6 protein-coding genes are annotated in these 7,441 nt (G+C 64.4%); 5 read left to right on the top strand and 1 reads right to left on the bottom strand.

Annotation, left to right across the window (positions count from 1 at the left end):
* Positions 1 to 33: 33 nt before the first annotated feature.
* Complete coding sequence (locus ACRWND_RS29680; protein ID WP_431954876.1) at positions 34 to 189, bottom strand: hypothetical protein; 156 nt, start codon at positions 187 to 189, stop codon at positions 34 to 36.
* A 518-nt stretch (positions 190 to 707) separates the two neighbouring features.
* Between ACRWND_RS29680 and ACRWND_RS29685 the strand changes: the two genes are divergently transcribed.
* The 5 genes from ACRWND_RS29685 to ACRWND_RS29705 all read left to right on the top strand — a co-directional run bounded on the left by ACRWND_RS29685 (position 708) and on the right by ACRWND_RS29705 (position 7,297).
* On the top strand, positions 708 to 1,598 hold the full coding sequence (locus ACRWND_RS29685) for a hypothetical protein (RefSeq protein WP_431954878.1): 891 nt from the start codon (positions 708 to 710) through the stop codon (positions 1,596 to 1,598).
* A 32-nt stretch (positions 1,599 to 1,630) separates the two neighbouring features.
* Complete coding sequence (locus tag ACRWND_RS29690) at positions 1,631 to 2,140, top strand: hypothetical protein (protein ID WP_431954880.1); 510 nt, start codon at positions 1,631 to 1,633, stop codon at positions 2,138 to 2,140.
* Positions 2,141 to 2,565: 425 nt separating this feature from the next.
* On the top strand, positions 2,566 to 2,688 hold the full coding sequence (locus tag ACRWND_RS29695) for a hypothetical protein (protein ID WP_431954882.1): 123 nt from the start codon (positions 2,566 to 2,568) through the stop codon (positions 2,686 to 2,688).
* A 260-nt stretch (positions 2,689 to 2,948) separates the two neighbouring features.
* Positions 2,949 to 6,812 carry an SGNH/GDSL hydrolase family protein gene (locus ACRWND_RS29700; protein ID WP_431954884.1) on the top strand — a complete coding sequence of 1,288 codons (3,864 nt, stop codon included), beginning with the start codon at positions 2,949 to 2,951 and terminating at the stop codon, positions 6,810 to 6,812.
* An 80-nt stretch (positions 6,813 to 6,892) separates the two neighbouring features.
* Entirely contained in the window at positions 6,893 to 7,297 is a 405-nt protein-coding gene (locus ACRWND_RS29705; RefSeq protein WP_431954886.1) for a hypothetical protein, read from the top strand.
* Positions 7,298 to 7,441 lie beyond the last annotated feature (144 nt).

Here is a 7,441-nt window from a genome sequence, read left to right on the forward strand (position 1 = left end):
CCATCAACGACCCAGAACCCAAACCGTTTCGGATCAATAGGCCCGGTGACGGATCTTCTCCACCTCGTTCTTGATCTCCGCTTCCCGGCCCACCGCCCGCGTCAACTCCACCCCGTTCACCGGCCCCGAAGCGGCCACCACCGCGGCGAACACCTCCCGATACAGGCCGCTGAGCACCTCCTCACCCATACCCGGAGTGTTCACTGCTTCCGGGGCCCGCCGGCATGATCAACCGGCCCATGCCGGGGCGATCCGGGCAAACACCGGGGCCCTGCTGGGACACCTGCCTGCTCCTGGCCTGATTAGGCCACGCCCTAAACAGGCCTGGGATTGGTGCGCCCCTGATCTTGAGAGCACCAGTGGGTGCATGATGTATTGATCCTGTAAAAGTGCAGGGGACATGCGGGTCAGGTGGGGGGATACGTGGACGAGGCCATGCAGGCGCAAAGGGAAGACACACCAGCCCAATGTGTGACTCTGAATCTGCAGCGCTCCCTCCCAGTCTTCCACTGCTGATCTGACCACGATCTGCCGGCTAACCGTCGTTGTCACGCGACTTTGCGCGATGCAATCACCGCTGAAGCAAGGCCCGCTCGCGGCACTGCGGTGCCGCCGTTGCCTCTTCCTGCAATTCCAATTCAAGCGCATCACTAAGTCGCCTCAGGTGGCGGTGAGACCGTTCTCCGCAAATGGCATACGGTATCAGTATGATGGAGGAATCAGTGAGCAACCCTAAACGGCGAATTTCTAGAGTTGCGGTGTCAGCGGTGCTGGCCGCTGCAACTGCAACGGTCATTATCTCCTCTACATCCAAGAGTGGAGAAAGCGGCCAGGCGCAGACCGTCAAGTCGCACGGTCAGGACTTGGTGGCAGAATCAAGCGCCGACTCGGATGATCCCACAACGTGGCAACTGCCTATTGAAGCGTATTTGCCAGATACCTCGAGGGCGGGAAGCCTCGTGGCCTCAGCCCGAGATGCACGCATCGACGAATGCATGGCAGACGCCGGTCTCCCCGAGTGGGAGCCTGCCCCCGATCTTCCCTCTCTGGAGAATAACTCCTTTACTGGAACCCGGTATGGACGCTCCGATATTGAGCAAGCACGCAAAAGTGGTTACCACCCGGATCCCGAAAAGGTGGCGGCTTACAATAAGGCGCTGCGGGAGGATCATTCCATGGAGACTGATCGAGAAGTGCTGAAGAAGTGCGCTTTTAAAGTCGATGGCCGCCCCAGTGAAGAGATGGATGCCGCACGCCAGCCCAGCATGGCTGAAGAGATCGCCTACTACTCCTACCGTGATTCTATGAACGATTCACGCGTCCTCCGCGCTTTCAAGCGGTGGTCGGAATGCATGAAGACCAAGGGTTACAACTACGAAGCGCCGATGGACGCCAACGACGACCCACAGTGGGCAGCCAACGGCGGATTCACGCAAAAGGAGATCGACACAGCGGTCGCCGACGTGGAGTGCCGCGACAAATACCATGTTGAGCGCGTGTGGTTCGATTCCGAGGCGGAAATTCAAAACTCGATGATTGGCAAAAATCTCAAGGTGCTGCAGCAGGAGCGCGTAGCGGCGCAGGGTAGGCATCAGTAGGCACCGACGGCTCTAGTTTTCGAGGAGAATAAATGCGTACATCACTCCGGAGACTTGGCGTCCTGACGACGACGCTCGTTGCCGCTGTGGCGCTGGCATCTCCCGCCCACGCGGGATATGACCCCTACGACGATGGCACCAACAACGATGACGAAACCCTCATGAATACGGCGGCCTGCGCCGACCAGTATTCCTCAGAGTTCCCCTTTCATATCTTCTACAACTCGAACCTGGGCGGTTCGTACCGCAATCTCAAGTACGGCGTATACGACTTCGATGCCCTTCGTCTTGGCGGTTCGACATCGACGGCCCAGCCACTGAAGTTCTGCATGCTTGGCGTTTCCAGCCCGTGGCCGGGATCGGGGCAGAAAATCAAGAATAATGCGGCGTCCGCGCGAAATGACCACTACAAGTACGTTGCTCGCGTGTACTACTTCAGTGGGTACAATGGGCCAGAGGATGTGCTGAACCCTTACGAAAGCCGGGCGAGATTCACCAGCGTGTACAACGAGAACGCCTCGTTCCGCTACTGGGTTCCATAGACTATCCCACCTGTGATACTGCGGTAAAGGGCACACATATTCTGCTGCTGCGAGCACGCGCACTGGGCTGGGCTGCCTAGAGTTCGAGGGGCCATTTTAGCTGCCACTATGCCGTGCGATACAGATATCCTCTGGGGGAATCCCCCTGCATTCAGTCTCAGTATCCGGAGTCCTCGCTGAAGCGCCGTGGTGCGACAGCAAGGACTCCGGTGCCAGTGGGCCGCGAGGCGGAGGATGTGGCGCCGTCCGCTGGCAAGCGGCTACCGGGGGAGGCCCGGGATAGGCCAGACGGCCTCCCTCCTGATCGAGTTCAGGGGGCGGCTTCAGCGGCGAGCCACAAGGAGGTGTAGTCCAGTGCCGTCTCCGGACATGGTGAACTCCGGGTCCTTCGACGATGCGCGGCCCGCGCCACTGACGCGCACATCGTGGCACTCCACGGTGTCGAGGCAGCGGGCGTCTACTGGACCGTCACCACGCCCGAGGGCACCCTCACCGTATGCGCGGCCCCCGTCGGAGACGCCGCGGCAGGTGAACAGACACCGCCGTAGCCGCCTCACCGGGCGTGCTCACCGCCGCTCGCCCCCACATCAGACTCAGCGGCGTCTTCGACACAGAGACGGCTGCGGAGTCTGTCCAGTCAACTTCTCTTCCGGACCTTGGAGAATCCTTGAGGCTGAGATGTAGAGCACATCCGTCCCTCGTGCTGACGGCCGCCGTGCTGGCGGTCGTCGGCCTCATGCCAGCCGCCGCGCCGGCACTCGCCGCAGAGGCGATACCGAAACCGTCTCCGGAACCATCCGCCCAATCCGTGCCACCCGCCCAGGCCGACAATCCGGGCAAGAAGCTCGGCACGGGCTGGAAGGCGTCCAAGGACCGGGCGGTGACCAGCGCGGCGGACACCGACGGCCTGAAGATCCTCGTCGCCGACTCGTCGAAGGCGTACGCCTGGAAGACCGTCGCCTCCCTGGCGGAGCCGACGATGTCGGCGGACACCTGGATCGGCAACCAGTGCCTCATGGACGCCAGTCATGTCGCCGCCGTGTACGCGCCCCGCACCTTCACCAACAAGCCCGACCTGATGCAGGGCGGCGCGTTCGCGGCCGTCGTCAACACCGTCACCGGCCGCGTAGCGAAGCTGCCATTCACCGCGTCGCTCGCCTACTTCGATCCGTCCTGCAACACGGTCACGCACACGGCCGCCTTCACCGCCTTCCGTGACATGAACGACCCGGTGAAGACGAAGAGCCGCGTGGTGACAGTCGACACGGCCGGAAAAACGGTCAGTTCGGCGGTGACCGCGGGCGAGGTCACCAGCGCGGTACCGGTCGAGGACGGTGCAATCGGCGCACGCGGGCGCGACCTGGTCCACCTCGACGAGAAGGGCCGGCTGATGATGCTCACCACCGCCGACAGCCCTCCGTTCGACATCCGGCTCACCCGCGACGGGCACGTAGCCTTCCTCGACCGCCAGGGCGACTCCACCACGCAGGCCAAGCTGTGGCGCGGGCGTGGCAAGCCCTCCGTGATCGCCTCGGGCAAGCTCGGTGACGTGGACCTGCGCCAGGGCACCGAGGGCCGGGTGTTCCTCACCGGGGAGCCCGTCGACACCCATCTGAAGGACTCGGGCGTCACGCTCCTGGACGCCCCCGCAGAGACGGAGGTCTCCACTCTGGGACGGCTCGCCGTCGACCCCATCCTCACCCCCGGCGTCCGCCGCGGCTTCGCCCGCATCAAGGACGCGGGCAAGAGCTTCGACAAGAGCGGCGCAGAATCAAGGAGCCCGGTCACCGGCGCGCCCGACACCGTCGGCGGCGGCGAGCCAATCACCGTAAGGTCCACCGCCACCCTCACGGGTGAGAAGATCACGCAGTCGGTTGCGCAGACCACGGCGGCCAGCGGCGACACCTCCGTGTCCCCCGCACTCACCGGCACCACCGCCACCGTCACCGACGACTCCCTGGCCCACAACCCGGTCGACACCGACCGCTGGTGCTCAGTGCCCCGCAACGACGTCAACTCCCAGGCCCTGCAGCCCACACCGAACCAGGTCGAGTGGGCCGTCGACATGGCCGTCCGCAACGAACTGCGCGCGAACCAGATCACCCAGGGCGGCTGGCGCGACCAGATCGGGCTGGGCACCATCGACCCGCAGGGCCTCTTCCCCCGCCCCGATCTAACCGGTGGCGGCCGCATCCCGGCGAACGTGCTGCTCGGCGTCATGGCCCAGGAGTCGAACCTGTGGCAGGCCGAGCCAGGCGCTATCCCCGGCCAGATGGGCAGCCCGCTGGCCTCCTACGCCGGATTCTACGGCCACAAGGGCGATACCCCGGCCGAGTACTGGAAGATCAACTGGGCGAACTCTGACTGCGGCTATGGCGTAGGACAGGTCACCGACGGCATGCGGCTTGCGGGGTACGGGAAGGAGGGGGAAACCGCGCTGCCCGCGGCCACCCAGCGCGCGGTCGCCCTGGACTACACAGTGAACGTCGCCGCCTCCCTGTACATCCTCGCGGACAAGTGGAACGAGCTCCACGAGCCGAGCCAGACGATCACCGTCAACAACGACGACCCGTCCCGGGTCGAGAACTGGTTCGCGGCTCTGTGGAACTACAACCTCGGTTTCAACCCCCGCTCCGACGAGACGAAGAACGGCAACTGGGGCCTGGGCTGGTACAACAACCCCGCCAACCCGGCCTATCCGCCGGACCGCGACCCATTCATGGACATGACCTGGGATCCGGCCAATTGGCCGTGGGACGCCGCCCATCCGCAGTACTGGCCCTACGAGGAGAAGGTGATGGGCTGGGCCGCCTGGTCTATCGACACCGGGTTCTCCTACGCCACCTCCGGCCGCCAGGACTGGCCGGGCGAGAGCGGCTACGCGTCGGCGGGCTTCCGTCCCGCGTGGTGGACGACCGAGGCCGCCCGCAGTGCCATCAAGCCGCCCTTGCGCACCTTCTGCAACTCCGCCAACAACTGTGACTCCGCCAACCCGCCGGACTGCCCGGACGCCGACTGCTTCACGCAGTACTGGTGGCACGAGTCGAACGCGACCTGGAAGGACGACTGCGCCTCCACCTGTGGCAACGAGAACATCAAGTACCAGACCCTGATATCGGAACCAGGCCGCGGCTACCGGCTCCAGTACGGCACCCCCGTCTGCGCCGGCGACTCCGCCAACAACCTGCCCGCGGGCGCGCTGATCGTAAACTCCGTACCGGACAAATCGAACACGTACAGCACGTGCGGTACGACCGGCACCGACGACGGGAGCTTCGAGTTCACGTTCAACTCGGACGGCTCGGTCAGCCCCGGCCTCGGGCAGTACGAGGGGAAGGGCGACCTGTACCAGATAGGCGGCGGATACGACGGCCACTACTGGTTCGCCCACACCCGAAACGCCGCCCACCTCGGCGGCGACAACGGAGTGATGACCGTCAACGGAACCTGGACACTCGGCCAAAACCTGAACGGCTGGGCCCGGGTGTTCGTGCACCTGCCCGATACCGGCGCCCACACCCAGCAGGCCCACTACACCATCCACGGCGTGGCGGGTGGTGACCGGGAGCGTTACCTCAACACCCACTACAGCGAGAACACCTGGGCCGAGCTCGGTGTCTACCAGTTCACCGGAACTCCCCAGGTGGAGCTCACGAACACCACCGACGACGGCACCGCCGACGAGGACGTGGCTTACACCTCGGTCGCCTTCCAGAAACTCCCGGGCAAACCGCACGACATGGTCGTCGCGATGGGTGACTCCTATACCTCCGGCGAGGGCTCGGGAGATTACTACCACGTCAGCGACCGCGATCACGGGGAGACCAGCTGGAACGCCTGCCGGCGCAGCCCGAACGCATGGCCGCGCAAGGTGACTCTCCCGAACCAGTCGGAGACCGTCGGGGCACTCGCGGACAGCTACGACACAAGTCTCGACTTCCAGTTCGTCGCCTGTTCCGGAGCCAAGGCGTGGCAGGCGGGGTCGGGCTCGCCGACGAACACCAGCACAGGAATGGAAACCTGGGGCTTCGACGGGAACTTCCACGAGAAGTTGCAGATCGACTCCGGCGTCCTCAGCTCGGACACAACCCTGGTGATGCTGACCATCGGCGGCAACGACGCCCAGTTCGACCAGAAGATCCAGGACTGCGTGATAAGCGGTTGTCCCTCCGAAGCCTCGATGCAGTCGGACATCGATGACGCCGTCGCGGAAACCAGGGAGTTGCTGGAAGACATCCACACCGAAGCGCCGAACGCGACCATCTCCCTGATGGGGTATCCCCTGCTCTTCAGCCGAACGGAGGCCTGCTCGACACTGGTGAGTGCGTCCCAGCGTGTCATTCTGAACGACATGGCCCAGTACTTCGAGGACAAGCAGCGCGAGCTCGCGGCTTCCATGACCGCACAGAACGTGCGCTATCGGTCCCCGCAGTCCGCGTTCGAGGGCAAGCGCATCTGCGACGCGACGGAGGGCATCAACGGGGTAGTGGCCGGGCCGAACGGTGACGGCGACTTCCACCATGGCGACGACGCGACGCAGCTGTGCTGGTGGTTGTGGGGTGACAGCTGCCTCAGCCGGGAGAGCTACCACCCGAACAAGACTGGCACCAGCGCCTACGCGCAGGCGTACATGACGCTGGGTCCCGCCGCGCTCAGGCAAGAGGGCCAGTGAATCGGGCTCTCTCCTCTGTCGGTGCTCCGTCGCGGTCCGACCGCGGCGGGGTACCGGCCCCCGGCTGCATGGTGGCCCTCATGGCGCCCATCGTCCTCGTGCTGCTCGCCGCGGGAACACTCATGATCATGGCCCACCGCCAGACCAACGCCAACGAGCGCCATGAGAAGGAGGCACTGGACCAGATGGCCAGGTTCGTCGAGTCGTACGAGGACGATGTCCAGGACGAGGCGCGTATCAGTTACCCGAGCCAGGCGCAGACGCGAGCCATTGCCCAGCGTTACTACGGCACCCTCGTCTCCTACGAGCTGTCGGACCGGTCGCTGAGCACCCGCGTCAAGTTCTTCGCGACCTACGAGAACACCAGCTTCTTCGGCACCTCGATCTCACGCGCCTACCGCTGCTACTCCATCCGCTTCCAGGAGGGCGTCGAGAGTAAACCACGCAGGACGACGCTTCCCCTCCAGCAGTGCAATCCCACCTGACCGGACACACTGACTTCGGCTCGTCGGGGTGAACGGGAGTGTCATGAATCAGGTGGGCACCCGTTCAGAAGGGACTCCTGATGGATACGAAGACTGGTCACCTGATCGAGGACACTGACGGCGTGTCGGTTGCGGCGCTGGACG

This window comes from Actinacidiphila sp. bgisy167 (assembly GCF_965342175.1).
GTDB lineage: Bacteria > Actinomycetota > Actinomycetes > Streptomycetales > Streptomycetaceae > Actinacidiphila.